Here is a 25604-nt window from a genome sequence, read left to right as displayed (position 1 = left end):
GGTGCGGGTCCACCCTGTTAGAACGTGTTCTACTTGTCAACGGACGATTACGGTACCCTCGGTATCGAAAGAGGGGAAGAGGTATGGCGAACCCGCGCACCGCAGGTCGGCCGCGCGACCCCCGGATCGAGCAGGCAGCCCTCGCCGCCGTGCGCGACCTGCTGGTCGAGGGTGGCTACCCTGCCGTGACCGTGGCGGCGGTCGCCGACCGTGCAGGGACGACGAAGGCTGCGCTGTACCGCCGGTGGCCGGCCCTGCCCCACCTGATCCACGAGGCGGCGTTCCCCGACGAGCTCGCCCAGGACCTGGTCCTCGGGGCCGACCTGGCCACCGACCTGGCCGGGATCGTGCGCGGCACCCTGGACACCTTGAGCTCGCCGCCCGGAGCAGCGGCGCTGCCCGGACTCCTTGCCGAGGTGACCACCTGGCCCGACCTGCACGCCGCGATGATGCGCCGCTTCGAGGGCGTTTTCGGCGCGCTCGGAGAGCGGTTGCGCGAGGCGGTCGCCGACGGCGAGGCGCGAGACGACGCGCGCGCCGACGACGTCCTCCGGGTCGTCATCGGCTCCGTGATCGCCGGCCTGCTGCTCACGCCCGGAGAGCTCGACGATGCCTGGGTCGAGCGGATCGCGGCGATGCTGGCCCGCGGCCTGAGACCCTGAGACGACCCTAGGCCGGGTCGGCAGGGTGGAGCTGCGGCCCGGTGACCCCGCAGTGCGCACAGTCCTCGATGGGAAGTCGGTCGTGGACGGCGACAGGTCGGCGGATGAACACGGCCGCGAGGACGGCACCTCCCAGCAGCAGCACCGCGTTGACCACCATCGCCCGTGAATAGCCTGCGTCGAAGGCCACCGGATCGGTGTAGTCGGCTCCCCCGATGCCGACGGCGACCGGGATCGCGGCGACGGCGATCAGTCCCGCAGTGCGGGCGACCGCGTTGTTCACCCCCGAGGCCACCCCCGCATGCCGGCTCTCGGCGGCGTCGAGCACGGCGGCCGTGAGCGGGGCGACCAGCAGGGTGAGGCCGATGCCGAAGAGGACGACCGGCGCCAGCACGTCGACGACGTACGACGCGTCCGGGCCGATGCGCGCCATCCAGAGCGCGCCCGCGGCGGCGACCAGCGAGCCGAGCGCCATCGGCAGGCGCGGCCCGATCCGCTGGGCGAGCGCCCCCGAACGCGCGGAGAAGAGCAGCATCACCACGGTCACGGGCAGCACCGCAGTGCCCGACCGCAGCGGGGACCAGCCCGCGACGACCTGGAGCTGCAGCACGAGGAAGACGAACAGCACGCCGAGCGCGGCGTAGACCAGGAAGGTGACGGCGTTGGCCGCGCTGAACTGGGCCGAGCGGAACAGGTCGAGGGGCACGAGCGGGTGGGACGAGCGGGCCTCGACCACGACGAACGCCGTGAGGCAGGCCAGTCCGACGGCCAGGATCGACAGCACGTTGCCGGTGAAGCCGACGTCCCCGGCGCGGGTCAGGCTGAAGGTGAGCGCCGCCAGGCCGAGCGCCGCCAGCGCCGTACCGGCCACGTCGATCCGGTCGGCAGCGTTCGGGTCCCGGGACTCGGGGACGTGGCGGAGTGCGACCACCACGACGACCGCGGCGACCGGCACGTTGACCAGGAAGACCAGGCGCCAGTGCCACTCCACGAGCCAGCCACCCACGAGGGGGCCCACCGCGCCGGCGATCCCGCCGAGACCGGACCAGGCGCCGACGGCCGCCGCGCGGGAGTCGGGGTGGAAGGACGCCGCGATGATCGCGAGGCTGCCCGGAGTCATCAGCGCGCCACCGACACCCTGGAGCGCCCGGGCGCCGACCAGTGTCGCGATGTCCGGCGCGATGCCGCACAGCAGGGACGCGACGGCGAACCAGACCACGCCCACGAGGAAGACACGGCGCCGTCCGAACCTGTCGCCCAGCGAGCCGCCGAGGAGGATGAGCGCCGCGAGCGAGAGGGTGTAGGCGTTGATCGTCCACTGCAGCCCGGCGAAGCCGGCGTCGAGGTCCTCACCGATCCGGCCGAGGGCGACGTTGACCACCGTCGCGTCGAGCATGGCCAGGCCCGACCCGAGAACGGTCGCGAGCAGGACCCACCGACCGGCGGCGCTGCCCATCTGCAGGTCCGCGGGCGGCGACGACCCGGGTGGCACCGATCCCGCGGTGTCGCTCATCGGGTCACGTCGGCGACGTCAACGGACCGGACACGACCTCCACCCGCTGGAACTCCTTGAGCTCGGTGTAGCCCGTCGTGGCCATGGACCGCTTCAACGCACCGACGAGGTTCATCGTGCCGTCGGCGACGCGGGAGGGACCGAAGAGGATCTCCTCGATCGTGCCGACCTGGTCGAACTGGACGCGCTGACCACGGGGCAGGTCCGCGTGGTGGGCCTCGGCGCCCCAGTGGAACCCACGCCCCGGCGCGTCGGTGGCGCGTGCGAGCGGCGAGCCGACCATGACGGCGTCCGCACCGCAGGCGACAGCCTTGGCGAGGTCGCCGGACTTGCCGATCGAGCCGTCCGCGATGACGTGGACGTAGCGGCCACCGGACTCGTCGAGGTAGTCACGGCGGGCGGCGGCGACGTCGGCGACGGCGCTGGCCATCGGGACGGCGATGCCGAGCACCGTGCGGGTGGTGTGGGCCGCTCCCCCGCCGAAGCCGACCAGGACCCCGGCTGCGCCGGTGCGCATCAGGTGGAGCGCGGCCTGGTGGGTGGCACAGCCGCCCACGATGACCGGGACGTCGAGCTCGTAGATGAACTCCTTGAGGTTCAGCGGCTCGGCCTGGCTGGAGACGTGCTCGGCGGAGACCGTGGTGCCACGGATGACGAACAGGTCGACCCCGGCATCGGTCACCGTCTTGGCGAACTCCTTGGTGCGCTGCGGGGACAGCGACCCCGCAACCGTCACGCCGGCCTCGCGCATCTCGCGCAGGCGCTCGGTGATCAGGTCGGGCTTGATCGGCTCGTCGTAGATCTCCTGGAGGCGACGGGTCGCCTCCACGCCCTGCAGACCGGCGACCTCCTCGAGGAGCGGCTCCGGGTCGTCGTACCTGGTCCAGAGACCCTCGAGGTTCAGCACCCCGAGACCGCCGTGCTGACCGAACTCGATCGCGGTGCGCGGGGACATCACCGAGTCCATCGGCGCGGCGAGGATCGGCAGCGAGAACCGGTAGGCATCGATCTGCCAGTCGACGCTGACCTCCTCGGGATCACGCGTGCGCCGCGACGGCACGATCGCAATGTCGTCGAAGGAGTACGCGCGGCGGGCCCGCTTGGCTCGGCCGATCTCGATGTCGCTCACCGGAGAAGGATATCGGTGACGGCAGACTCACCCTGTGAGCGACCCGACCCCCGAGCTCGACGGCACCTGGTACGTCGTGCGCACCAGCCTCTCCTTCTGGCGCCGACGCACCGATCCGACCATCAGCTACACCCTGCTCCCGGACGGTCGGATGACCGACACGGTGCTCTACCGACGGCGCGGCCGGGACCGGGTGGTGCTCGGTCTCGACTCCCCCGCGACGGGCGGCGGCTGGACCTGGCGCGGGGTCGGCGCGACCCGGCTGCTCACCTCGCGGTGGGAGGTCGTGGCGCACGAGGGACCGTGGCTGGTCACGCTGTTCGAGCGGACCCCGTTCACCGCAGCAGGTCTGGACCTGTGCTGGCGACGCCCCGACCCGGACCCCGACGAGCTGGCCCGGGTGCTCGACCCACTCGGCGAGATGGCGGCCGCGACGCCGTACGTCGACCGGTTGTTCGCGCCGGTGCACGACCGCCGCACCTGAGCCTCGTGACGCGAGCCCGCGAACGCGGCTCGCGCCCTCCGCTCACCGGTGGTAGTTGGGGGCCTCGACGGTCATCTCGATGTCGTGGGGGTGGCTCTCCTTGAGCGATGCGGAGGTGATCCGGACGAACCGGCCCTTCTCCTGCAGCTCGGGCACGGTCTGCGCCCCGACGTAGAACATCGACTGCGACAGTCCACCGAGGAGCTGGTGGGCGACACCGGCGAGGGGACCCTTGTAGGCGACGCGACCCTCGATGCCCTCGGGGACGATCTTGTCGTCGCTGGTGACCTCGGCCTGGAAGTAGCGGTCCTTGGAGTAGGACTTCTTGCCCCGCGAGGACATCGCGCCGAGCGATCCCATGCCGCGGTAGGCCTTGAACTGCTTGCCCTGGTGGAAGACGACCTCGCCGGGCGACTCCTCGCAACCGGCGAGCATCGAGCCGATCATGACCGACTCGGCACCAGCGACGATCGCCTTCGCGATGTCGCCGGACTGCTGGAGCCCGCCGTCGGCGATGACGGGGATGCCTGCGGGACCGGCGGCGAGCGATGCTTCGTAGACCGCCGTGATCTGGGGGACGCCGCAGCCGGTGACGACGCGCGTCGTACAGATCGAGCCGGGACCGAAGCCGACCTTGACGGCGTCCGCGCCGGCATCGACGAACGCCTGGGCGCCCTCGCGGGTGGCGACGTTGCCGCCGATGACCTGGACGTGCCTGGTCGCGGGGTCGGACTTGAGCCGACGGACCATGTCGAGCAGGAGGGTGACGTGGCCGTGGGCGGTGTCGGCGACCAGCACGTCCACGCCAGCCTCGATCAGGCCGGTCGCCCGCTCCCAGGCGTCACCGAAGTAGCCGATGGCCGCGCCGACCAGGAGGCGGCCGTCCGCATCCTTGGACGCGAGCGGGAACTGCTCGGACTTCACGAAGTCCTTGACCGTGATCAGGCCACCGAGGCGACCCTGGTCGTCGACGAGCGGCAGGCGCTCGCGCTTGTGCTGGCGCAGCAGCAACGTGGCGTCGTCACGGCTGATCCCGACGTGGCCGGTGATCAACGGCATCGGGGTCATGACCTCGTCGACCTTGGTCGTCGCCCACTCGGCGACGGGGGTGAACCGGAGGTCGCGGTTGGTGCAGATGCCGAGCAGACGGTTGCCGGCGTCGACGACGGGCAGGCCGGAGACGCGGTACTCGCCGCAGATCCGGTCGAGGTCCTCCAGCGTCGCGTCGGGCCCGATGGTGACCGGGTTGGAGATGATCCCGGTCTGGGTCCGCTTCACGAGGTCGACCTGGTAGGCCTGCTCCTCGGCAGAGAGGTTGCGGTGCAGGATGCCGATGCCGCCCTCACGGGCCATCGCGATCGCCATCCGCGACTCGGTCACGGTGTCCATCGCGGCGCTGATCAGCGGCGAGCGCAACGAGATCTCCCGGGTCAACCGCGACGTGGTGTCGATCTGGTCCGGCGCCAGGTCGGAATGACCAGGCAGCAACAGGACGTCGTCGTAGGTGAGACCTAGGGCTGCAAACTTGTCCGGGACCTCCACCCCCTCATTCTAGGGGGCCCTCGCCATGGCAGGGCACCCGCGTCCGCGAGTGCCCTGCCATGGGACGGGAGCTGGGTCAGCGACGCACGGACAGCGCCTTGTACGTCGTCACCACACCCTGCTGGAGGGTGGTCGCGCTGAGCTCGATCCGCAGGTGGTGCGTTCCGCGCGCGAGGCGCGGCAGGCGGATCGAGATCCGGCCCTTCGCGGTGCTGCGCAGGGTGGCGACCTTGATCACCCTGCCGCCGTCCTTCACCACGACCTGGCCGGACGGGTGGAGGCCGGCAGCACCGGGGATCGTGGCGTGGACGCGGACCAGAGGGGTCTGCCGGGTGGTGATCCGGCGGGAGCCGAGCTGCCAGGTGACTGACGGCCTGGTCCGGACGACCTTCAGCGTCGTGGCGGCGCTGGAGGCCAGCAGCCGCTCGGCGCCGACGTAGCGCACCGCGACCTGGTGGCTGCCCGGACGCAGGGTGCGCGGCAGCAGGACCTTCGCCTGACCACCGGCGAGGGTGCCCTTCAGGAGACGCCCGTTGACCTCGACGTCGACCGTGCCGGCGACCGGAGCACCGGCGGCGTCGGCCACCCGCACGGTGGCGACCGGCTGTCGGCCGAAGGTCAGCGTGCTGGAGGCGAGACTGACCGTGGTGGTGGTCGCGACGTCGACCGGTTCGGTGATCTCCTCACCGAGCTCGCCGTCGAGGCTGATCGGGTCGAGCTGCGTGCCGGCGGCGTAGAACCCGGCGAACGCACCGGCACCCGAGGAGGTGAGCGTCGCGGGCAGCGGACCGGCGGTGATCCGGTCACCGACGAGCTTCCAGCCGGTGGCGGCATCGACGTCGGCGAGCTCGACACCGGGGTACTCGACCAGCTGGTGGCTGGCCTCGTCCTTCGACGTCACGTCAGCGACCAGTACGGCGCCGTCGTCGTCGAGGCGCAGGACCGGGTCGGAGACGGTCAGCTGCAGGCAGGGCGAGTACTCCGGCGCGCAGGTCGGCGGACCGTCGTGACCGGCGAACGTCACGCTGCCGTCGAGCTGGACCTCCGCGGTGCCGGCCGCCGGGTCGCTCCAGCCGCCGGCGACGGCGAAGGTGAAGGTGCCGTCCTGGTTGCGGACCGCACCGTCCTCCACGGTGACCGAGCCGTGGGCGATCGGGCCCACGACGTAGTCGCGGAAGGACTGCTTGACGCCCCAGGTCAGGGTGCCTCCGTCGATCTCCCGCTTGACGGTCGACGGCGCCGCGACGGTGAGGGTGGCCGTCCGCGAGTAGGTCACACCGAGCTCGTTGGCCAGCCGGGCCCGGATCTTCACGCCGCTCTGGTCGAGGTCGGCGTCCTTGATGGTGAGGAAACCGCCGTCGACGTCGACGTCCTCGTCCGCATCGTCGATGGTCTGCCAGAACCCGTCGACCCGGCGCTGCCACACGACGGAGGGATACGGACTGCCGGCCGGCATGACCTTGAACTGGACGTCCTCGCCGGGCGTCGCGGCGACGTCGTCGGGCTGCGCCGCGACGCGGGGGAAGAACTTCACCGTGAGGGTGGCGGTCAGTGACGTCGCAGTCGCGAGGTCGCTGGCACCGAGGGCCCGGAACTGGCGGCCGTTGTCGTCGATCGTGGCCGGCCAGGTGAGGCTCCCGCCGGTCGCACCGGCGATGGTGGTCCAGCGGCCGGTGCTGCTGACCCGGGTCTGCCACCGCAGGCTGTCGGAACCGGTGAACGCCGCGGTGAGGGTAACGTCCTCGGTGCTCACGCCCTCCTCGAGGCTCACCGAGGAGCTGGCCGGCGAGGTGGTCGCGACGGGCGCGACGCCGGTCAGTCGGTACCTCAGCAACCGGTCGTCCTCGGTCGTGCTGCCGATGAAGACGGTCTGGTCGGTACCGATGTCGCCGCCGAGGTGGTTGGAGAACGATCCCGAGCCGAGGCCGGGGATGCTGAGATCGGTCCAGCCGTCGCCCTTCCAGACCCTTGCCTTGCGGGCGGAGTAGTCGAGCATCAGGACCGAGTGGGTGAGGTGCTCCTTGCGGTCGACGAGGAAGGAGCCGGGGGTCGCACGGAGCCAGGGCGTGGTGGCCTTGTAGCCACTGCTGGTGGAGCCGATGCGGATCTTGCTGCCGGTGTACGCCGACAGCCAGATGCCGGGGCCGTCACGGAACACCATGGTGGGCTGGTCGTACTGGCCGGGCTGGAGGGACCGCTCGTCGCCCACCCCGGTGATCGGCTCCTGGGTCAGCGCCTGGGACGCGGTCACCAACCGGACGAGCCGGGCACCCTTGCTGGAGCCCGCGGCACTGGTGACCGCGATCGTGGCGGTCCACATCGCGACGGACTCGCGGGCTTCGAAGCTCACCCCCGTGTACGGCGTCACGGTGTAACCGGACGCCTCCGAGGTGCTGCGCGCGAGCACGGAGAGGCCGTCCGAGCCCAGCACGACGATCCGGTCGCGCGGGGCGTCGTAGCTGATGTCGTGCACCGTGCCGACGCCCGGCGCCAGGTCCACCGAGGCGTAGCCGGTCGTCGGGTCGTGGCGGTAGGCGACCAGGCCGGCGCCCTGCGGCATCAGCACGGCGCCGTTGCCGGGGTCGAGCACCATGCCCGGGTAGCCCTGGTTGGCAGCCGCGACCGGGGTGGTGGTGAGCGGCGCGAGGGTGGCGTAGTCGTACGCCTGCAGGACCGGGACCGTCGTACCGCTGGGCACGTGCTGGACGTGCAGGACGCCACGCTGGGCGTCGGCGACGACATTGGTCACGCCGCCGACACCGTCGATCTCGCCGGCGGCCTCGTACTGGGGCGCACCCGAGGAGACGATCTCCTCGGTGGTGATGACGGGGACACCACCCGGACCGGCGTAGTCGATGTCGACCGGGTCCATCGAGGAGCCGGACTGGTAGAAGCCGGCGAAGGCCGCTGAGGCGTCCTCGGCGAGCGTGGTCGGCAGATCGGTCCACACCGTACGACCGCCGCTCGTCGAGGGGCTCTTGCCCTCGAACGGGATGTCGACGACCGCGACCCGGCCGTAGTCGACGGTCTCGCCGGCGAGCGTCCGGGAGACGACCTCGGCGAAGATCGCCGGCTGCTCGCCGTCGATGACGACCTCGAAGTCGCTCAGGGTCATGTCGAGCGCACCTTCGTGGGCGTGGAACCGCACTGCGCCGTCGAGGTCGAGCTGGAGCTTCTTGCTGGCCGGGTCGTAGCTGCCGTCGGCGATGTCGAAGACGAACTCGCCGGCGGCGTTGCGGGTCAGGCCGTCCGAGATCGTGATGCCGCTCGCGCCGATGTAGTTGCGGAAGGACGCCCGCACACCCCAGACGACGGCGCCCTCCGAGATCGGCGTCGCGGTGTCGGCCTCACCCTCGGCGCGGGCCGACGACGGCGCGAGCACGAGCACCGGCACCATCAGGGCGAGCAGCGTGAGCAGGAGGAGCGGGAGGCGGGACAGCAGGAGGGGGTGGGGGGACAGCACGGGTGGGCGCGACGAAGCGCGCCCGCGGGAGAGGGAACTCACCGGGGTCCTTTCCGGACGGTGGGGGCTGGGAGCGTCCCGAGAAGGGCTCACCAAGTTAGGCAAGCCTGACCTTATTCAATTTCATGACAGGTTGTCGACAACGCTCGAGTGGCCTGTGTCACACCCGAGGCCTTGACGGGCCCGGCAGGCTGGTCGGGTGAGCTCCGAGCTGCCCCCGCACGTCCTCGTCCTCTTCGGCGCGACCGGCGACCTCGCCGCCCGCAAGCTGTTCCCCGGCCTGTACCGGCTCGGCGCCGCCGGGCGGCTGCCCCGGCACTTCGCCGTGATCGGCAGCGGTCGGCACTCCCCCGGCTCCGATGAGGAGTTCCGCACGCACGTCCGCGACGCGCTGGCCGAGTTCGTCGGCGAGGTCGACGCCGAGGTCGCCGACGACCTGCTCGAACGGATCAGCTTCGTCGCCTCCTCCTCCGACGACGGCCGGGAGCTCGGTCAGGCCGTGCGTGACGCGGAGGACCGCCTGCTCGAGGAGGCCGACTGCCTGCTCGGCGACGTCCGCCGCCTGCTCTACCTCTCGGTGCCGCCCGGCGCGGTCAAGTCGATGGTGGGGATGCTCGACCGCGAGGACCTCGTCAGCAGGTCACGACTGGTCGCCGAGAAGCCCTTCGGCACCGACCTCGCCACCGCCCGCGAGCTGCAGACCGTGCTGGCCTCGGCCTTCGCCGACGAGCAGGTGTTCCGCATTGACCACTTCCTCGGCAAGGAGGCGGTGCAGAACATCCTCGCGCTGCGCTTCGCCAACGGGCTCTTCGAGCCGGCCTGGAACCGGCACAGCATCGAGTCCGTCCAGATCGACGTACCCGAGAAGCTCACCGTCGAGGGACGCGGCAGCTTCTACGAGGGCACCGGCTGCCTGCGCGACATGGTCACCACCCACCTCGCGCAGCTGCTGGGCTTCGTCGCCCTCGAGGACCCGCACGCGTTCCGCGCCTCCGCGATCCGCGCCGCGAAGGCAGCGACCTTCTCGGCCCTGCGCCCGATCGACCCCGAGCGCGTGGTCTTCGGCCAGTACGACGGCTACCGCGACGAGCCCGACGTCGCCGCCGACTCCTCGGTGGAGACCTTCGTGGCGGCCGAGCTCTGGATCGACAACGACCGCTGGCGCGACGTCCCGTTCTACCTGCGCACCGGCAAGGCCCTCGCGGACGGACGGCGCACCATCACCGTCCGCTTCCGCGACCCGCGGCACCGCTGGCTCAAGCCGGAGAGCGGCGGCACCCCCGAGCACAACGAGCTGGTCATCGAGCTGGCCGACCAGCCACGGATCGCCATCGACGTCCGGGCCAAGCGCCCCGGGCCCGACATGGCCCTGGTGGAGGGCGTCTTCCGCCTCGACCTGGTCGACGACGTCCCCGGCGCCGACCCGCTCGAGGCCTACGAGCGCCTGCTCCTCGACGTGATGCGCGGCGACCGGACGCTGTTCATCAGCTCCGAGGAGGTCGACCGGCTCTGGGAGATCTTCCAGCCCGTGCTCGACCGGCGGCCGCCGACGGAGACCTACGAGGTCGGGTCGTGGGGGCCGGCCACCGCGCTCGAGCTCCCGCTCGGCGGCTGGCGGCTCGGCAACCACGCACCGGACCGCGGGTTCAGTGCCGGGTCCACTCCTCCGACTGCGTGAGCCGGAACAGGTAGACCAGCGGCGGGACCACCAGGACCACCGCCAGCCCGACCGCGACCAGCAACCCCTGCAGGGTCGCGGTCGCACCCGCCGCGTCGACGATGGTGACCTCGTCGACGAGCAGCCAGGGGTACTGGCCCACGCCCCAGCCGGACACCACCGACGCGACGGCGAGCACCGCCGTGAACCGGGCGACGGCGTACCTCCGCGTCCAGAGGAGGTACGTCGTCGCCAGGCCCGCGATCGCGGCGAGCACGACCAGCGGTGCGGCCCGTCCCTCGAGTCCTGCGGCGAGGGTCGGTGCGTCGCGGTCGATCGGGACGAGCGCGGCGAAGACGAGGACGCCGGTCACCAGGCCCACGCCCAGCGCGCGCACCCGGATCTCCCCGGCCAGACGGTCCTGACCGCTGCGTGCCGCATCGGCGGCGAGGAAGGTGCCGGCCAGGAAGGCGCAGGTGCCGACGGCGATCAGGCCGCCGAACAACGACGTCGGGTTCACCCACGACGACCAGCGGTCGCCGGTGCCCTCCAGCGGCACCCGGCCCGACGCGATCGCCCCGGCCACCGCGCCGAGGAAGAACGGCGTGATGATCGAAGACGCGGCGAACACGAAGCCGAAGAGCCGCGCCTGGCCGAGGGTCTCGCTGTACTTGCGGAACGCGAAGCTCGCACCGCGGAGCACGATTCCGAGCAGCGCGAACAGCAGCGGCAGCACCAGCGTCGAGGACGCCGCCGCGAAGGACTCGGGGAACCCGGTCCACCAGATCACCAGGACGTAGATCAGCCAGACGTGGTTGGCCTCCCACACCGGACCGATGCTGTGGTCGACGAGGGTGCGCAGCTCGGCGCCGCGGCGACTGCTTCCGGCGATCAGGTCGAAGAACCCCGAGCCGAAGTCCGCTCCACCGAGCACGGCGTAGGCGAGGACCCCGACGAACATCGCCGCAGCGACAGCGACCTCCAGGCTCATCGCTCCTCCTCCGCCGCCGGCACGGGGGCGTAGGGACTGGGCAGGTCGACAGCACCCTCACGCCAGCGGCGCGCCATCGAACGGAGTACGACGACCGCGCCGACCGTCATCGCCGTGTAGACCACGAACGTGATCCCCAGCAGCCACCAGAGGCTGGCGGTGTAGTCGCCCACCGCCTCCGGCGTCCGCATCACGCCGTAGACGATCCACGGCTGGCGACCGACCTCGGTCGCGATCCAGCCCGACTCCAGGGCGATCACCGCGAGCGGACCGGCGACCGCGGCGAACCGGAGGAACCACCGCCTCTGCAGCAGGTCCCTGCCCCGTCGGCGCTGGACCCAGAACAGCACGACGGCGGCGGCCAGCAGGGTGCCGATGCCGACCATGGTCTGGAACGCGAGGTGCGTCAGGTTGACCGGAGGGTGGTCCTCCTCGGGGATGGTGTCGAGCCCGGGGACCGGCTTGTCCGGCGAGTTCATCGCGATCAGCGAGCCGAGCACGGGGATGTCGATCGAGTACCTCACCTCGCCGTCGACGAGGATCCCGCCCAGGCGCAGCGGGGAGGGGCTCTCGGTCGTCTCGGCGAGCTCGAAGGCCGCCAGCTTGGCGGGCTGCCGCTCGTCGAGGCCGAACCCCAGCACGTGTCCGACGAAGGGTTGCGTCACGGCAGCGATCGAGGCGAAGGCGAACGGGACGATGAAACCCAGCCTGTGGTGGGCGTCGCGGCGTCCGCGGAGCATGCCCACGGCGTACACGCCGGCGACGCAGAAGCCGGCCAGCATGTAGGCGCCGACCCACATGTGGGCGAACTGCAGGAAGGCCTGCTGGTTGAAGAGCACCGCCCACGGCTGGACGTCGGTGACCTCGCCGCCGACCAGGCTGAACCCGGTCGGCGCGTTCATCCACGCGTTGACCGCGAGCACGCAGTACGCGCCGATGACGCCGGTGATCGCCATCGGCAGGACCATCAGGACGTGTCTCTTCGGGGGCATCCGGCCCCAGCCGTACAGGTAGATGCCGAGGAAGATCGCCTCGAGGAAGAACGCGAGTCCCTCGAACGCGAAGGGCAGCCCGAGGACGTCGCCGTACGTCCCCATCAGACCGGGCCAGAGCACGCCCATCTCGAAGCTGAGCACGGTGCCGGACACCGCGCCGATCGCGAACAGCACCGCCGAGACCTTCGCCCAGCGCTGCGCGAGGCCCAACGCGACCGGGTCGTTGCGCCGGATGCCGCGCAGGTGCATCACGAAGATCATCGCCGGGAAGGCGACGCCGAAGCAGGCCAGGATGATGTGCCATCCCAGCGACAGCGCCATCTGCTGGCGGGCCGGCATGAGGCCAGCCGGCTCGGCCTCGGTGGCGAGGTGGACAAGGGCAGCGGTGACGACGTCAGGGGTCAGCACGGCTCCGACGCTACGCCCTTGTGAATACTTTCACAAAGTGCACGGAGGTGCGGACTCCGTCACACCCGGAGGTCGGTGATCGCGATCCGTACGGTGAGCGACTCCCCCGCCATCCGGATGCGGCCGCGCATGCCCGCAGCGAGCACCATCGGCAGCACGGCCTTGCTGTCGGACGGCGCCGTCAGCACGATCTCCTCGGCTCCGTGGGCTCGCGCAGCACGGGCCACACCGGCCAGCAGCTGGGTGCCGACGCCACGTCGGTGCCAGGCCGGGTCGACCCACAGGTCCACCGGCCAGGGCTCGCCGGGCTCCGGCTCGGTGAACTCCGCGCGCCCGGCCACCTTGCCGGCCGCCAGGGCGGTGACGATGGCGCCGTCGGTCACGAAGTCGGGGTCCGTCGCGCCGGTCTGCTGCGGCGCCGGCGGGGTCTGCGCGTCGAGCACCTGGCCGACGAGCTCGGCCAGCGCCGCAGCGCGCGCCCGCTCGGTCGCGGTGAAGGGCGGATCGCGCCGGATCTGGATCGTCGCGGCGCCACCGACCGTCATCTCCAGGACGTCCTCGGCGCCGTCGCTCGGCGCGACGTCCGCGTCGAACAGGTGCGCCGCCACGTCGGGGAAGGTGGCCGGCTGCGCGATGATCGCGCGGACCGCCTGCACGTACCTCGTCGGCTGGTCCTCCAGCGCGGCGGTCGTCACCGGCACCGCGGAGACGGTCTGCCCGCCTGCGTCGTTGACCAGGTCGTGCAGCGCCTGGCGGGTCCAGTCCTGCGGCACCTGGAGCACGAACTCGTCGGTGACCGAGGTGCCGTCGGGGAACACCTGGACGGTCTGGATGTTGACGCCCGCCCGCCCGCAGGCGGCGGCGAGCTCGGCAAGGGCCCCCGGTCGGTCGGGCAGTCCGGCACGCACTCTCCACAACATGTGCCCACTATGCCGGAGTCAGGTCACGCGCCGCGATCACTCATGTTTCCGGGTGGCGCGCGAAGTGCCAGGTTTTCTCCTGCGAAGTGCGGCACTTTCTCCTTCGAGCTCGCGTCCCGGTGTCACCCGGGGCGATCTCGATGGAGAAAACCTGACACTTCGGCGGAGAAACCCACGCACTTCGCGCCCCAATGCGACCGGCCCGCCGCACCAGGAGGTACGACGGGCCGGTTGCGTTGAGCAGGTGGTCGATCAGTGACCGTGACCGTGGCCGTGGCCGCCGGCAGCGGCGGCCTCGTCCTCGTCCTCGGGCTTGTCGACCACGAGGACCTCGGTCGTGAGCAGCATGCCCGCGACGGAGACCGCGTTGGCCAGGGCCGAGCGGGTCACCTTGACGGGGTCGATGACGCCCTGGGCGACCAGGTCGCCGAACTCGCCGGTGGCGGCGTTGTAGCCGTTGCCGACACCCAGCTCGCGGACCTTGTTGGTGACGACGTAGCCGTTCACGCCACCGTTCTCGGCGATCCAGCGCAGCGGCTCGTCGACCGACTTGCGCACGATGCGCACGCCGATCGCCTCGTCGCCGGTCATGCCGAGGTCACCCTCGAGCACGGCAGCGGCGTGGATGATCGCGGAGCCACCGCCGGGGACGATGCCCTCCTCGATCGCGGCGCGCGTCGCGGAGACGGCGTCCTCGATGCGGTGCTTCTTCTCCTTGAGCTCCACCTCGGTGTGAGCGCCGACCTTGATGACCACGACGCCACCGGAAAGCTTCGCGAGCCGCTCCTGGAGCTTCTCGGTGTCCCAGTCGGAGTCCGACGCCTCGATCTCGCGCTTGATCTGCTCGACGCGACCCGCGACAGCAGCCTCATCGCCGGAACCGTCGACGATCGTGGTGTTGTCCTTGGTGACGACGATGCGACGGGCCTGGCCGAGCTCCTCGAGACCGATCTGGTCGAGCTTGAGGCCGACCTCCGGGGAGATCACGGTGCCGCCGGTGAGCACGGCGATGTCCTGCATGATCGCCTTGCGGCGGTCGCCGAAGCCGGGGGCCTTGCCCGCGACAGCGGTGAAGGTGCCACGGATCTTGTTGACGACCAGCGTCGAGAGCGCCTCGCCCTCGACGTCCTCGGCGAGGATGAAGAGCGGCTTGCCGGTCTGGATGACCTTCTCCAGCAGCGGCAGGAGCTCGGCGATCGCAGAGATCTTGCCCTGGTTCAGCAGGATGTAGGGGTCGTCCAGGACGGCCTCCTGGCGCTCCGCGTCGGTGACGAAGTACGCCGAGTTGAAGCCCTTGTCGAACTGCATGCCCTCGGTGAACTCGAGCTCGGTCGAGGGGGTGTTCGACTCCTCGACCGTGATCACGCCGTCCTTGCCGACCTTGCTGAAGGCCTCGGCGAGCAGGTCGCCGATGTGGCTGTCGCGTGAGGAGACCGTCGCGACCGAGGCGATGTCCTTCTCGTCGCCGACCTCGCGGGCGGCGTCCTTGAGCGCCTCGCCGACGGCCGCAGCGGCGGCGTCCATGCCGCGCTTGAGGCCCATCGGGTTCACGCCGGCCGCGACGGCGCGCAGGCCCTCGTGGACCAGCGCCTGCGCCAGGACGGTCGCGGTGGTCGTGCCGTCACCGGCGACGTCGTTGGTCTTGGTCGCGACCTCCTTGGTGAGCTGCGCGCCGAGGTTCTCGAACGGGTCGTCGAGCTCGACCTCGCGGGCGACGGTCACACCGTCGTTCGTGATGGTGGGCGCGCCCCACTTCTTGTCGAGGACGACGTAGCGGCCCTTCGGGCCGAGGGTCACCTTGACCGTGTTGGCGAGCTTGTCCACGCCACGCTCGAGCGCGCGGCGGGCGTTCTCGTCGAACTCCAGGATCTTGGGCACTGATTACTCCTTGGGTAGGGAAAGCCGAACGCCCGGGACGTCATGCGTCATGGCCGCCGGGGCGACCACTTCGCATGACATCCCGGGCGAAGCGAAGCGAAGCTGAATCAGCCGAGGACCGCGAGGACGTCGCGCGCGGAGAGGATGAGGAGCTCCTCGCCGGCGTACTTGACCTCGGTGCCGCCGTACTTGCTGTAGATGACCTTGTCGCCGACGGCGACGTCGAGCGGAACGCGGTTGCCGTTGTCGTCGATGCGACCGGGGCCGATCGCCAGGACCTCGCCCTCCTGGGGCTTCTCCTTGGCGGTGTCCGGGATGACCAGGCCGGAGGCGGTGGTCTGCTCCGCCTCGACGGCCTTGACGACGATGCGGTCCTCGAGCGGCTTGATGTTGACCGACACGATGTCGACCTCCACTTTCTGGGGCTGAAGAGTTGGGTGGTGCTGTTCGCGGACCGGCCTGGGGCGCGTCGCGCTCCTGACCGGCATTGGCACACTCACTACGAGAGTGCCAGTGATGAAACTAGCACTCACCTCAAGCGAGTGCCAGAGCGGCCCCGTGGCCGGATGTGGCGAGTCCCTACCAAAGTCGCTTGACCGGCAGCCCCGGTACGCCGCTAGCGTGCCTGTCATGTTCGCTGCGCTCGGCCGTTTCGTGACCCGTTTCCGTTGGTACGTCATCGCTGCCTGGGTGCTGGTCGCCGTGGTGGTCGGCGCCAGCGCTCCGGCCCTGGAGTCCACCCAGGACAACTCGGAGTTCCTGCCCGACCACTACGAGTCGATCCAGGCCCTCCAGCTCCAGGAGGACAAGTTCTCCGACGCCTTCTCGCCGGGAGCGATCCTGGTCATCGAGCGCAAGGACGGCGAGGAGCTGACCGCCGGGGACCAGGCCAAGGCCGCCGAGATCGGCCAGGCGCTCGCGCCGACCCTCGGCGAGAAGACCTTCCAGCGCCTGGTGATCACGCAGGACGAGACGGGTGCCCCCAACCTGTCCGAGGACGGATCGGTCCTCTTCGGCATCGTGCCGCTCGCCGACGGGGCCAGCGGCTACGACCCCAAGGCCTTCGACGACGCCGAGGACATGCGTGAGGAGATCAAGGACCTCAACGAGGGCACCGATCTCGAGATCCGCACAACCGGAGCGGTCCCGCAGGGCCTGGACTCCCAGGAGTCCAGCGAGTCCACCCTGCTCATCGTCGGCGTCGCCACGGTGGTCCTCATCGTCGGGCTGCTCGCCCTGATCTTCCGCAGTGTGCTGATCTGCCTGTTGCCGATCGTGGTGGTCGCCCTCGTGTCCACCATCGCCACCGGCGCGATCGCCTGGGCCAACGACATCTTCGACCTCAAGGCCGACTCGTCGGTGCAGCAGATCCTGATCGTCGTCCTGTACGGCGTCGGCACCGACTACATCCTGTTCTTCCTGTTCCGCCACCGCGAGCGGATGCGGCAGGGGGCCGCGGTGAGGGACTCGGTCGTGCACAGCCTCGACCGGGCGGGCGAGGCGATCGCCTCCGCCGGCGGGGCCGTGATCGTGGCGTTCATGGCGCTGATCCTCAGCTCGCTCAGCATCTTCCGGGCGATCGGCCCGGCGCTCGCCATCGCCGTGTTCGTCACCCTCATCGCCGCGCTCACCCTCGTCCCGGCGATCGTGTCGCTGCTCGGCAAGGCGCTCTTCTGGCCCTCGAAGTCCTGGCAGAAGGAGCCGAAGCACGGCACCTTCATCAAGCTCGGCAGGCTCGTCGGACAGCGCCCCGGCCTCACTGCCCTGGCCTCGGGCGGTGCGATGACCGTGCTGGCCCTCTTCGCGCTGAGCTTCAACCCGTCCTTCGACTTCAACTCCAGCCTGCCCGAGGGCGTGGAGTCGACCGAGGCGATGACGACCTTCCAGGAGAACTTCTCCGCCGGCGCGGCCGAGCCCGTCCCGGTCCTCGTCGACGCCGAGGGCGCCGACGTCACCCCCGAGGAGCTCGAGGCGTTCAAGACCGCCCTGGGCGAGGCGAAGGGCGTGGACCAGGTCGCCGGACCGCTGCCGTCTGAGGACGGTACGGCCTACCAGTACTACCTGACGCTGCACGACGACCCGGTCTCCGACAAGGCGCAGGACAACGTCGAGGGTCCGATCCGCGATGCCGCGCACGACGCCGCACCCGAGGGCACCGAGGCCTTCGTCGGCGGCACGCCCGGCATCTTCGCCGACATGTCGAAGGCGATGGCGCGCGACTACAAGGTCGTCTTCCCCGTTGCGGCGGGCGTGATCATGCTGATCCTCGCGCTGCTGCTGCGCAGCCTGGTCGCGCCGTGGTTCCTGATGGCGGCGGTGGGCCTCGGCTTCGCCGCCACCCTCGGCACGACCGTCATCGCCTTCCAGCACATCGGCGGGGAGTCGGGGCTGATCTTCATGCTCCCGATCTACATCTACCTCTTCGTCACGGCGCTCGGGACGGACTACAACATCTTGATGATCGCCCGCCTCCGCGAGGAGGCCAGGGAGGGACGTGACCCGCACGATGCCGCTGCGCAGGCGGTCACGCACGCCGGCCCGACCATCGCAGCGGCCGGCGTGATCCTGGCCGGAACGTTCGCGTCGTTGATGCTCGGCGGCAACACGCTGATCGTCTCCATGGGCTTCGCCCTGGCCGTCGGCATCCTGATCGTGTCCTTCGTGATGTCGATGTTCTTCACGCCGGCCCTGACCTCGCTCCTCGGGCACGCCGCCTGGTGGCCCGGTCACGCCGATGTGGCGAAGGAGCCCGGGAAGTCCCACCCGGACGGGGTCGACCTCACGAAGTGACGCCCGCCTGACAGGATCGCGGGGTGGACCTCGAGACCTTCCAGTGGCTGCTGACCGATGACGGCCAGTTGCTGCTGGCCGAGGCCACCGCGCTGGTCGCCAGCGAACCGAACCCGCTCGCGGTCGGCTCCGCCCTGCGTCGTACGACGACCGCGGAGCGTGCCGCGGCAGCGCTCACCCAGGTGGAGCTGCGCGGACGTGCCGTCGCGAAGTTCGGGGACCTGGCCCCCTTGCTCTACTTCACCCCCGACGGGCTGGAGCAGGCGACCCGGGTCCGCGTGGCCCGGCACCGGGCCGGGCGGGCCGCCGCCTTCGGGGCAGGCTCCCTGGTCGACCTGGGGTGCGGTGTCGGCGGAGACCTGATGGCCGCCGCGGGAGCGGGGATCGTGTGCGCCGGCGTCGACCTCGACCCGGTGCGGGTCGCCGTAGCAGGGGCCAATCTCGCCGCGCTCGGGCTCGCGGGCGCGGTGCAGGTGGCCGATGCGACCACGCTCGACCACTCCGGCTTCGACCTCGCCTTCGCCGACCCGGCCCGGCGCTCCGGCGCCGGCCGCACCTTCCGCGTCGAGGACTGGACCCCGCCGTGGTCCTGGGTCCAGGGCCTGCTCGCCCGCGACGCCTGCGTCAAGGTCGCCCCCGGCATCCCGCACGGCCTGATCCCCCCAGGGGTGGAGGCGGAGTGGGTCAGTGACGGCGGCGAGGTCAAGGAGGCAGCCCTCTGGTCCGGCCGCACCGCAACCGTCGCCCGACGTGCCACCGTCATCGGTGACGGCGGGCTCGCGACCCTCACCGACGAGGACGACCCCGGCGCGGAGGCGATCGGCACCCGCGCCGTCGGCGGTTTCCTCCACGAGCCGGACGGCGCCGTGATCCGGGCCGGCCTGGTCACCGCGGTGGCCAGCGCCGTCGGCGGCCGTCTGGTCGATCCGAAGATCGCCTACGTCACCGCCGACAGCCACGTCCCCACACCGTTCGCCCGTTCCTACCGGGTGATCGAGGAGCTGCCCTACCGCGAGAAGGCCCTCCGGGCGGCCCTGCGCGAACGCGGGATCGGTCGGCTGACCATCAAGAAGCGCGGGGTCGACGTGGTCCCCGAGACCCTGCGCAAGCGGCTGGCGCTGAGCGGGGACGCAGAGGCCACCATCGTGCTGACCCGGGTCGCCGGCGAGGGCACCGCCCTGCTGGTCGACCCCGTCTGAGGGTCACCACCGCCGAACGCGTCAGCGTCCGAGCGCCGCGGCCTCCGCACCGATCGTGGTGTCGTCACCGTGGCCGGTGTGCACGACGGTGTCGTCGGGCAGGCCGAAGAGCTTGGCGCGGATGGAGTCCTCCAGGGTGGGCCGGTCGCTGAACGAGCGTCCGGTCGCTCCGGGGCCACCGTTGAACAGGGTGTCGCCGGTGAACACGCAGTGCAGGTCCGGCGCGTACAGGCACACCGCGCCGGGCGCGTGGCCGGGCGTGTGCAGCACGCTCAGCGTCGTACCGGCGACCTGGATCTCCGAACCGTCGGCGAGATCGAGGTCCCACAGGTGGTCGGTGTGGGTCAGCTCCCACACCGGGCCGTCGGCCGGGTGCAGCAGGATCGGCGCGACGACCTTCTCCCGCAGGGCGGGGGCGACGCGGACGTGGTCGTCGTGGGCGTGGGTGCACACGATGGCCTTGACCCGACGCTCCCCCACCACCGCGAGGATGTCCTCGACCGAGTGAGGGGCATCGATCACGATGCACTCCTCGTCGTCACCGACCACCCAGATGTTGTTGTCGACGTCGAAGGTCTCGCCGTCCAGCGAGAACGTCCCGCTGCTCACGGCGTGGTCGACACGCAAGGTGCCGCCCATCAGAGCACCACGACCGAACGGAGCACGTCGCCGTGGTGCATCTTCTCGAACGCAGCCTCGATGTCGCCGATCCCGATCTCCTCGGTCACGAACGCGTCCAGGTCCAGGCGACCCTGGCGGTACAGGTCCACCAGCATCGGGAAGTCACGCGAGGGCAGGCAGTCGCCGTACCAGCTGGACTTCAACGAGCCACCGCGACCGAACACGTCGATCAACGGGATCTCGGGGATCTTCATGTCCGGCGTCGGCACCCCGACCAGGACCACCGTGCCCGCCAGGTCACGGGCGTAGAACGCCTGCTTCCACGTCTCCGGGCGACCCACGGCCTCGATCACCACGTCGGCACCGTCAGCACCCTCGTAGGTCTCACCACAGATCCGCTTGATCTCCTCGACCGGGTCGAGCTTGCTGGAGTCCACCACGTGGGTCGCGCCCAGGCGCTTCGCGGTCTCGAGCTTCTTCGCGTCGATGTCGACCGCGATGATCGGCGAGGCACCGGCGAGCGCGGAACCGGCGATCGCAGCGATCCCGACACCACCGCAGCCGATCACGGCGATCGAACGACCCCGGGTGATCGCACCCGTGTTGATCGCCGCACCGATCCCCGCCATCACGCCACAACCCAGCAGACCCACCGCAGCCGGACGAGCCTCGGAGTCGACCTTCGTGCACTGCCCCGCAGCAACCAGTGTCTTCTCCGCGAACGCACCGATCCCCAAGGCCGGGCTCAGCTCGGTGCCGGCGTCCGGACCATCGGCCAGCGTCATCTTCTGCGTCGCGTTGTGGGTGTTGAAGCAGTACTGCGCCTCACCACGCTTGCATGCACGGCACTCACCACACACCGCCCGCCAGTTCAGCACCACGAAGTCACCCGGCGCCAGGTCCGTGACCTCCGCACCCACCGACTCCACGACACCCGAGGCCTCATGTCCCAGCAGGAACGGGAACTCGTCGTTGATCCCACCCTCGCGATAGTGCAGGTCTGTGTGGCACACCCCGCACGTCAGCACCTTGACCACCGCCTCGCCCGGACCCGGGTCCGGGACGTTGATGGTCGCGATCTCGACCGGCGCTCCCTTGCTACGAGCGATGACGGCCTTGACCTGCTGCATGGTGCCTCCTGGGCGGATCGGAACGGGAGCACCACCGTATCGGTCAGCCCGCGAGGACCTCGGTGACCGGGAGACTCGAGTCGGCGGGCAGATCGAGCGAGGACGGCGCGCGGCCGCGCGAGACCATCGTCGAGCCCAGTGCCGCGACCATCGCACCGTTGTCGGTGCACAGTCCCGGACGTGGGACCCGGACCCGGATGCCGAGGCGGTCGGCCCGCTCCTGGGCCATCGCACGCAGACGTGAGTTGGCAGCCACCCCGCCGCCGATCATCAGGTCCTCGATGCCCTCGGAGGCGGCGGCGTCGAGCGCCTTGCGGACCAGGATGTCGCACACCGCCTCCTGGAAGGAGGCCGCGACGTCGGCGATCGGGACCGGCTCGCCGGCCCGCTCGCGGGCCTCGACCCAGCGGGCGACGGCGGTCTTGAGCCCGGAGAACGAGAAGTCGAAACGGTGCCGCTCGAGGTCGCGACGGCTCGACAGGCCGCGCGGGAAGTCGATGGCGACGCGGTTGCCCTCCCGGGCGACGCGGTCGATGTGCGGCCCACCGGGGAAGGGCAGGCCCAGCAGCCGCGCGACCTTGTCGAAGGCCTCGCCGGCGGCGTCGTCGATCGTGGCGCCCATCGGGTCGACGCCGGAGTCGTGGCCGGTGATGTCGGTGACCCTGAGCAGGCTGGAGTGCCCGCCGGAGACGAGCAGTGCGAGCGAGGGTTCCGGGAGCGGCCCGTGCTCGAGCTGGTCGACGGCAACGTGCGCGGCGAGGTGGTTGACGCCGTAGATCGGCTTGCCGAGGGAGAGCGCCAGCGCCTTCGCGGCGGCGACCCCGACCAGGAGGGCCCCGGCGAGACCGGGCCCGTGGGTGACCGCGATCGCGTCGACGTCGGAGAGCTGGATGCCCGCAGTGTCGCAGGCGCGCTGGATCGTGGGCACCATCGCCTCGAGGTGCGCCCGGCTGGCCACCTCGGGGACCACGCCGCCGAAACGGGCGTGCTGCTCGACGCTGCTGGCGACCGCGTCGGCGAGCAGCGTGTTGCCGCGGACGATGCCGACACCGGTCTCGTCGCAGGAGGTCTCGATGCCCAGCACCAGCGGCTCGTCGGGGGTCGTCACGGCACCATTGTGACGGGTGCGAGGGGGACGACGAGGACCACCGCCGTGGTGCCGTCGCGGTAGTAGCGCGGGCGACGTCCGAGCTCGGTGAATCCGTTGCGCGTGTAGAACGCCCGGGCGGCGAGGTTGTCCTCACGCACCTCGAGCAGCACCCGTTCCGCGCCGAGTGCCGCGGCGTGCGTGCGGACGGCGCCGAGCAGGGCCCGCGCGACGCCACTGCGCCGCAGGTCCTCGGGCACCGCGATCCTCTGCAGCTCGGCGTCCACGTCGACGACGCTGACCACGGCGTAGCCCGCGAACTCCTGACCGTGCGGACCGGCGGCCTCGGCGACGAAGAGGGTGACGGTCGGCAGGGTGTGGTCGACGCCCTGCTCGATCAGGTTCTCCGACCACGGGTCGAGCGGGAAGGCCTCGGCCTCCAGGTCGGCGATCGCGCCGACGTCGTCAGTCCCTGCGCCACGCACCGTGACGAATCCGGTCACGGGGTCGGTCACGGGGTCGGTCACGGGGTCGGGGTGACGTCGGACAGCACGGCCTTCGGCGCCCTGGGGATCTCGGCGTCCGGGCGGCGGAGGTAGAGCGGCTCGGGCTCCAGCAGCCGCACCCGCTCGCCCACGACCGCACGGGCCAGCCAGGCGGCGTCGGGGCGCATCGGTCCACGGGCGTTCGGGAAGGCGTCGGGGTAGAGCACCGCGCCCTCGCCGACGACCGGCGTCTCAGTGGCGAGCACGGCGGGTCGGTCGACGAGCGGGTCTCCCGTGCGCATCCCCCGGGCGTCGTACGACGCGAGGTAGACCTCCTTGCGCCGCGCGTCCGTCGCGACGAGGAAGTCCCCGTCGACGGTTCCGCTCTCCACCGCCTCGACGGCCAGGGCATCGAGTGAGCAGACGCCGTGGACCGGGATCGACAGCACGTGGCCCATCGTCCGGGCAGTGACCAGGCCGACGCGCAGTCCGGTGAACGGACCGGGCCCCGCACCGACCGCGATGGCGGTGAGGTCACCGGGCCGGGCTCCGGCCCGGTCGAGGACCTGCTGGATCAGCGGCGCGAGCTGTTCTCCGTGGCGCATCCCGTCGGCGGCCGTGGCAGAGGCGAGCACGTCGGTGCCGTCGTGCAGGGCGACGGTGACCGTCGGCGACGCGGTGTCGAGGGCGAGCAGCACGGGTCGAGGCTACCGGCCGGGGCCGGCCGGCCTCAGCGCCAGGCCTTCACCCAGTCGACCTCCATGGTCGCGGGCAGGGCCACGCGCCCGGTGTAGAGGTTGTTGCCGCCGCCCAGGAGCTGGGAGAAGTTGATGATGAAGCGCTTGCGGAAGGCCGCCGCGCCGTGGGTGTTCACCAGGCAGGTCTTGCCGTCGACGATGATCGCCAGCCGGGTCGCCGTCCACTCCAGCACGTAGGTGTGCCACTGCCCACGCTGCGAGCGGCAGCTCCACGACGTGTTGAACCCGTCGATGGCGCCGAGGCTGTCGGCGCTGTAGTGCAGGAAGGGCACCGAGAGCGTCGGCCGGGCCGAGTAGGTCTCCATGATGTCGATCTCGCCCGACGCCGGCCAGGGGCGGTCGCTGCCGTACCGGACGTCCGGCCACATCCAGAACGCCTCGTGCAGTCCGGGCTGGGTGGCACTGCGGACCTTGATCCGGGCCTCCATGCGGCCGTACTGCTGGCTCCAGCGCCAGAAGGAGCTCACCGTCGCGCCGGCGTACTTGCCACGGGTGCCGTCCGGTCGCCGCGGGCACTGGACGGCGAGCCCGGTCCTCACCGCGGACAGCCGCAGCTTCCCGGAGCCGACCGAGACCGTGCGCGGGCTGTTGACCACGCAGAGGTCGGCCTCGCCGGTCTGGTTCAGCGCGGTCCACCGGTTCGGGTCGAGCCTCGAACCGAGGAAGTGCTCGGCCATCGTGCACGTCCAGTAGCCGCCGCCGGACGTCGCCGGCCGGACCAGCTTCGTGCCGCACGCATCGGAGGCCGCTTCGGCCGGTGGCGCCGGAGTGCTGATCGAGATCGGCGCCGCGAGGAGCGTCGCGAGCAGACAGAAAGAAACGAGGACGGACCTCTTCGAACGCATTGACTTCCCCCATGACCCTGAACCCGAGAGCCGTTGCCCCGGGGACAAGGTAGTGACTCAGGTCACCGAAATGGAACCTGTATCACTTTTCGGAACCGGTCAGCGCCAGGCCCGCACGTGATCGACCTCCATCGACACCGGCAGCGCCATGGTCGGCTGGTAGGTGTTCTGGCCGCTGCCGAGGAACTGCGTGAAGTTGATGATGAACCTCTTGCGGAAGCTGCTGGCGCCCGCGGTGTTGACCAGGCAGGTCTTGCCGTCGACCAAGATCCTCAGCTCCTCGGCCGTCCACTCCAGCGCGTAGTCGTGCCACTCACCGCGCGTGGTGCGGCAGCTCTGCGCGGTGTTGAGCCCGTCGACCGGTCCCCCGTTGTCGTCGGCGCCGTAGTGCAGGAACGGCACGACCAGATCGGGATGCTGGGAGTAGGTCTCCATGATGTCGATCTCGCCCGAGGCGGGCCACGGCTTGTCGGCGCCGTACCGGACGTCGGGCCACAGCCAGAACGCCTCGTGGACACCCGCGGAGGGCACGTCCTGGACGCGTATGCGTGCCTCGAAGCGCCCGTACTGCTGGCTCCACCGGCCATGGGTGCTGATCCAGCCGGCGGCGTACGTCGCCCGGGTGCCGTCCGGCCGGACAGGGCAGACCGTCGTCGGGTCGGTCGTCGGGTCGGTCTTCACGACCGAGAGCTGCAGGTGCCCGTCGCTGACCGCGATCGTGCGCGCCGAGTCCGTGGCACACATGTCGTCGGAGCCGACGAGCTCCTGGACCAGCCACGTGTCCGGATCGAGTCGCGATCCGGAGAAGTCATCGGCGAACGTGCACTCCCAGGTCCCGCCGCCGGGCTTCTTCAGCTCCGGACCGCAGCGGCCGTCGGCGGCCGGCTCGTCGTCGCGTGCCACGACCCACCACGTCGTCGCCGCCGCGAGGAGCAGGAGGCTCGCCAGGGCGGCGAGGAGCAGGCGGGAGCGCATGGGAGGTCAACGTAGTCAACGACGGGCCGCCGCGCCGCCTTTTGGCGCGCCGCCCGAGCCGTGGCGGTGAGG

Annotated in this window: 21 protein-coding genes; 5 read left to right on the top strand and 16 right to left on the bottom strand. The window is 70.9% G+C overall.

All coding sequences use genetic code 11. The annotated features are described in order from the left end of the window. The first annotated feature begins 83 nt into the window (after positions 1 to 83). Positions 84 to 662 carry a TetR/AcrR family transcriptional regulator gene (locus ASE01_RS09025; RefSeq protein ID WP_056749822.1) on the top strand — a complete coding sequence of 193 codons (579 nt, stop codon included), beginning with the start codon at positions 84 to 86 and terminating at the stop codon, positions 660 to 662. 7 nt (positions 663 to 669) lie between these two features. Here the strand turns inward: ASE01_RS09025 and ASE01_RS09020 are convergent, their stop codons facing one another. Together ASE01_RS09020 and ASE01_RS09015 are read right to left on the bottom strand one after the other, a co-directional pair. Then, complete coding sequence (locus ASE01_RS09020; protein WP_056749821.1) at positions 670 to 2175, bottom strand: MFS transporter; 1506 nt, start codon at positions 2173 to 2175, stop codon at positions 670 to 672. 4 nt (positions 2176 to 2179) lie between these two features. Beyond that, positions 2180 to 3304 carry a GuaB3 family IMP dehydrogenase-related protein gene (locus tag ASE01_RS09015; protein ID WP_056749820.1) on the bottom strand — a complete coding sequence of 375 codons (1125 nt, stop codon included), beginning with the start codon at positions 3302 to 3304 and terminating at the stop codon, positions 2180 to 2182. Between the two features lie 34 nt (positions 3305 to 3338). On the opposite strand from ASE01_RS09015, the gene ASE01_RS09010 reads away from it, so the two are divergent. Then, a complete protein-coding gene (locus ASE01_RS09010; RefSeq protein ID WP_056749819.1) occupies positions 3339 to 3788 on the top strand; it encodes a hypothetical protein in 450 nt (149 codons plus the stop codon). 42 nt (positions 3789 to 3830) lie between these two features. Here the strand turns inward: ASE01_RS09010 and guaB are convergent, their stop codons facing one another. Both guaB and ASE01_RS09000 read right to left on the bottom strand, forming a co-directional pair. Then, a complete protein-coding gene (guaB, locus tag ASE01_RS09005) occupies positions 3831 to 5330 on the bottom strand; it encodes an IMP dehydrogenase (protein ID WP_056749818.1) in 1500 nt (499 codons plus the stop codon). Between the two features lie 76 nt (positions 5331 to 5406). Further along, entirely contained in the window at positions 5407 to 8835 is a 3429-nt protein-coding gene (locus ASE01_RS09000; protein WP_162260283.1) for an HtaA domain-containing protein, read from the bottom strand. Between the two features lie 157 nt (positions 8836 to 8992). Between ASE01_RS09000 and zwf the strand changes: the two genes are divergently transcribed. Next, a complete protein-coding gene (gene zwf, locus ASE01_RS08995) occupies positions 8993 to 10471 on the top strand; it encodes a glucose-6-phosphate dehydrogenase (protein ID WP_056749816.1) in 1479 nt (492 codons plus the stop codon). Here the strand turns inward: zwf and ASE01_RS08990 are convergent. The 5 genes from ASE01_RS08990 to groES form a co-directional block, all read right to left on the bottom strand. Next, on the bottom strand, positions 10440 to 11441 hold the full coding sequence (locus ASE01_RS08990; protein ID WP_056749815.1) for a cytochrome d ubiquinol oxidase subunit II: 1002 nt from the start codon (positions 11439 to 11441) through the stop codon (positions 10440 to 10442). The genes zwf and ASE01_RS08990 overlap by 32 nt on opposite strands. After that, positions 11438 to 12844, bottom strand: a complete 1407-nt coding sequence (locus tag ASE01_RS08985; RefSeq protein ID WP_235535925.1) for a cytochrome ubiquinol oxidase subunit I — start codon at positions 12842 to 12844, stop codon at positions 11438 to 11440. The genes ASE01_RS08990 and ASE01_RS08985 overlap by 4 nt, the downstream gene beginning before the upstream one ends. Positions 12845 to 12903: 59 nt before the next feature. Further along, positions 12904 to 13764 carry a GNAT family N-acetyltransferase gene (locus ASE01_RS08980; protein ID WP_082605922.1) on the bottom strand — a complete coding sequence of 287 codons (861 nt, stop codon included), beginning with the start codon at positions 13762 to 13764 and terminating at the stop codon, positions 12904 to 12906. 252 nt (positions 13765 to 14016) lie between these two features. Further along, a complete protein-coding gene (gene groL / locus ASE01_RS08975) occupies positions 14017 to 15642 on the bottom strand; it encodes a chaperonin GroEL (RefSeq protein ID WP_056749813.1) in 1626 nt (541 codons plus the stop codon). 107 nt (positions 15643 to 15749) lie between these two features. Then, a complete protein-coding gene (gene groES, locus ASE01_RS08970) occupies positions 15750 to 16043 on the bottom strand; it encodes a co-chaperone GroES (protein WP_056750194.1) in 294 nt (97 codons plus the stop codon). Between the two features lie 229 nt (positions 16044 to 16272). Here groES and ASE01_RS08965 point away from each other — a divergent pair, with 229 nt between their 5' ends. Beyond that, entirely contained in the window at positions 16273 to 18432 is a 2160-nt protein-coding gene (locus tag ASE01_RS08965) for an MMPL family transporter (RefSeq protein WP_056749812.1), read from the top strand. Between the two features lie 23 nt (positions 18433 to 18455). After that, positions 18456 to 19631 carry a class I SAM-dependent methyltransferase gene (locus tag ASE01_RS08960; protein ID WP_056749811.1) on the top strand — a complete coding sequence of 392 codons (1176 nt, stop codon included), beginning with the start codon at positions 18456 to 18458 and terminating at the stop codon, positions 19629 to 19631. Between the two features lie 21 nt (positions 19632 to 19652). On the opposite strand, the gene ASE01_RS08955 is transcribed toward ASE01_RS08960, so the two are convergent. The 7 genes from ASE01_RS08955 to ASE01_RS08925 form a co-directional block, all read right to left on the bottom strand. Next, positions 19653 to 20270 carry an MBL fold metallo-hydrolase gene (locus ASE01_RS08955; RefSeq protein ID WP_056749810.1) on the bottom strand — a complete coding sequence of 206 codons (618 nt, stop codon included), beginning with the start codon at positions 20268 to 20270 and terminating at the stop codon, positions 19653 to 19655. Then, positions 20270 to 21382, bottom strand: coding sequence for an S-(hydroxymethyl)mycothiol dehydrogenase (locus ASE01_RS08950; RefSeq protein ID WP_056749809.1), 1113 nt, complete (start codon positions 21380 to 21382; stop codon positions 20270 to 20272). Before ASE01_RS08950 ends, ASE01_RS08955 begins: the two co-directional genes overlap by 1 nt. 43 nt (positions 21383 to 21425) lie before the next feature. Continuing rightward, entirely contained in the window at positions 21426 to 22490 is a 1065-nt protein-coding gene (tsaD, locus tag ASE01_RS08945; RefSeq protein WP_056749808.1) for a tRNA (adenosine(37)-N6)-threonylcarbamoyltransferase complex transferase subunit TsaD, read from the bottom strand. Then, positions 22487 to 22996, bottom strand: a complete 510-nt coding sequence (gene rimI, locus ASE01_RS08940) for a ribosomal protein S18-alanine N-acetyltransferase (RefSeq protein ID WP_235535924.1) — start codon at positions 22994 to 22996, stop codon at positions 22487 to 22489. Before rimI ends, tsaD begins: the two co-directional genes overlap by 4 nt. Next, positions 22993 to 23652 (bottom strand): tRNA (adenosine(37)-N6)-threonylcarbamoyltransferase complex dimerization subunit type 1 TsaB, encoded by a 660-nt coding sequence (gene tsaB / locus ASE01_RS08935; protein WP_056749807.1) that lies wholly within the window; start codon positions 23650 to 23652, stop codon positions 22993 to 22995. Before tsaB ends, rimI begins: the two co-directional genes overlap by 4 nt. A gap of 32 nt (positions 23653 to 23684) precedes the next feature. Continuing rightward, the gene (locus tag ASE01_RS08930; RefSeq protein ID WP_056749806.1) at positions 23685 to 24557 is read right to left on the bottom strand and encodes a family 16 glycosylhydrolase; all 873 of its coding nucleotides are present in this window, start codon (positions 24555 to 24557) and stop codon (positions 23685 to 23687) included. Positions 24558 to 24656: 99 nt separating this feature from the next. Next, the gene (locus ASE01_RS08925; RefSeq protein WP_056749805.1) at positions 24657 to 25532 is read right to left on the bottom strand and encodes a family 16 glycosylhydrolase; all 876 of its coding nucleotides are present in this window, start codon (positions 25530 to 25532) and stop codon (positions 24657 to 24659) included. Positions 25533 to 25604 lie beyond the last annotated feature (72 nt).

This window comes from Nocardioides sp. Root190, from assembly GCF_001428565.1.
Lineage (GTDB): Bacteria > Actinomycetota > Actinomycetes > Propionibacteriales > Nocardioidaceae > Nocardioides.
The sequence above is the reverse complement of the archived record's forward strand: the minus strand, read 5'-3'. Positions and strand labels throughout refer to the sequence as shown.